2 tRNA genes and 2 rRNA genes are annotated in these 1,819 nt (G+C 52.0%); all 4 read right to left on the bottom strand.

Features of this window, described 5'->3' with window-relative positions:
• A 23S ribosomal RNA gene (locus tag FE839_RS24250) occupies nt 1-992 on the bottom strand; the annotation flags it as partial.
• A gap of 175 nt (nt 993-1,167) precedes the next feature.
• Nucleotides 1,168-1,243: transfer RNA gene (locus FE839_RS24255), tRNA-Ala, on the bottom strand.
• Nucleotides 1,244-1,350: 107 nt separating this feature from the next.
• Nucleotides 1,351-1,427 (bottom strand) — tRNA-Ile (locus tag FE839_RS24260).
• A 69-nt stretch (nt 1,428-1,496) separates the two neighbouring features.
• Nucleotides 1,497-1,819: ribosomal RNA gene (locus FE839_RS24265) — 16S ribosomal RNA — on the bottom strand; the annotation flags it as partial.

Raw genomic sequence — 1,819 nt, forward strand, 5'->3', positions numbered from 1 at the left:
GGTCTGGGTTGTTTCCCTCTTCACGACGGACGTTAGCACCCGCCGTGTGTCTCCCGTGATAACATTCTCCGGTATTCGCAGTTTGCATCGGGTTGGTAAGCCGGGATGGCCCCCTAGCCGAAACAGTGCTCTACCCCCGGAGATGAATTCACGAGGCGCTACCTAAATAGCTTTCGGGGAGAACCAGCTATCTCCCGGTTTGATTGGCCTTTCACCCCCAGCCACAGGTCATCCGCTAATTTTTCAACATTAGTCGGTTCGGTCCTCCAGTTAGTGTTACCCAACCTTCAACCTGCCCATGGCTAGATCACCGGGTTTCGGGTCTATACCCTGCAACTTAACGCCCAGTTAAGACTCGGTTTCCCTTCGGCTCCCCTATACGGTTAACCTTGCTACAGAATATAAGTCGCTGACCCATTATACAAAAGGTACGCAGTCACCCCATAAAAGAGGCTCCCACTGCTTGTACGTACACGGTTTCAGGTTCTTTTTCACTCCCCTCGCCGGGGTTCTTTTCGCCTTTCCCTCACGGTACTGGTTCACTATCGGTCAGTCAGGAGTATTTAGCCTTGGAGGATGGTCCCCCCATATTCAGACAGGATACCACGTGTCCCGCCCTACTCATCGAGCTCACAGCCTGTGCGTTTTCGTGTACGGGACTTTCACCCTGTACCGTGCGACTTTCCAGACGCTTCCACTAACACACAAGCTGGATTCAGGCTCTGGGCTCCTCCCCGTTCGCTCGCCGCTACTGGGGGAATCTCGGTTGATTTCTTTTCCTCGGGGTACTTAGATGTTTCAGTTCCCCCGGTTCGCCTCGTTAGCCTATGTATTCAGCTAACGATAGTGTGACAAGTCACACTGGGTTTCCCCATTCGGACATCGCCGGGTCAAGGGTTCATATCACCTCGCCGGCGCTTTTCGCAGATTAGCACGTCCTTCATCGCCTCTGACTGCCAGGGCATCCACCGTGTACGCTTGGTCGCTTAACCTCACAACCCGAAGATGTTTCGTGAAACATTTCGCGTTGCGAAAATTTGAGAGACTCATACACACTTTACGTGTGTCGTTTCAATTTTCAGCTTGATCCAGATTTTTAAAGAGCAAAACTTCGCAGCATACCTTTTCAGGTACACTCTGAAGCTTTTTGTTTATCGCGGTAAATGATGGTGGAGCTATGCGGGATCGAACCGCAGACCTCCTGCGTGCAAAGCAGGCGCTCTCCCAGCTGAGCTATAGCCCCATCGTAGTTAAATCTCATCAACCTTTAATTCTGTTGAGGCAAGGCGTGGTGACACGAAGCATACTGAAGTATGTGAGTGTCGCCGCAACGCAGCATCAGCAGAAATTTGGTAGGCCTGAGTGGACTTGAACCACCGACCTCACCCTTATCAGGGGTGCGCTCTAACCACCTGAGCTACAAGCCTGTAGAGATTTTTACCGCTTATTTTTCATCAGACAATCTGTGTGAGCACTGCAAAGGCAGGTTCTTCAGGTAAGGAGGTGATCCAACCGCAGGTTCCCCTACGGTTACCTTGTTACGACTTCACCCCAGTCATGAATCACAAAGTGGTAAGCGCCCTCCCGAAGGTTAAGCTACCTACTTCTTTTGCAACCCACTCCCATGGTGTGACGGGCGGTGTGTACAAGGCCCGGGAACGTATTCACCGTGGCATTCTGATCCACGATTACTAGCGATTCCGACTTCGTGGAGTCGAGTTGCAGACTCCAGTCCGGACTACGACGCACTTTATGAGGTCCGCTTGCTCTCGCGAGGTCGCTTCTCTTTGTATGCGCCATTGTAGCACGTGTGTAGCCC

Origin of the sequence: Klebsiella indica (assembly GCF_005860775.1) — a bacterium.
GTDB classification, from domain to species: Bacteria; Pseudomonadota; Gammaproteobacteria; order Enterobacterales; family Enterobacteriaceae; genus Klebsiella; species Klebsiella indica.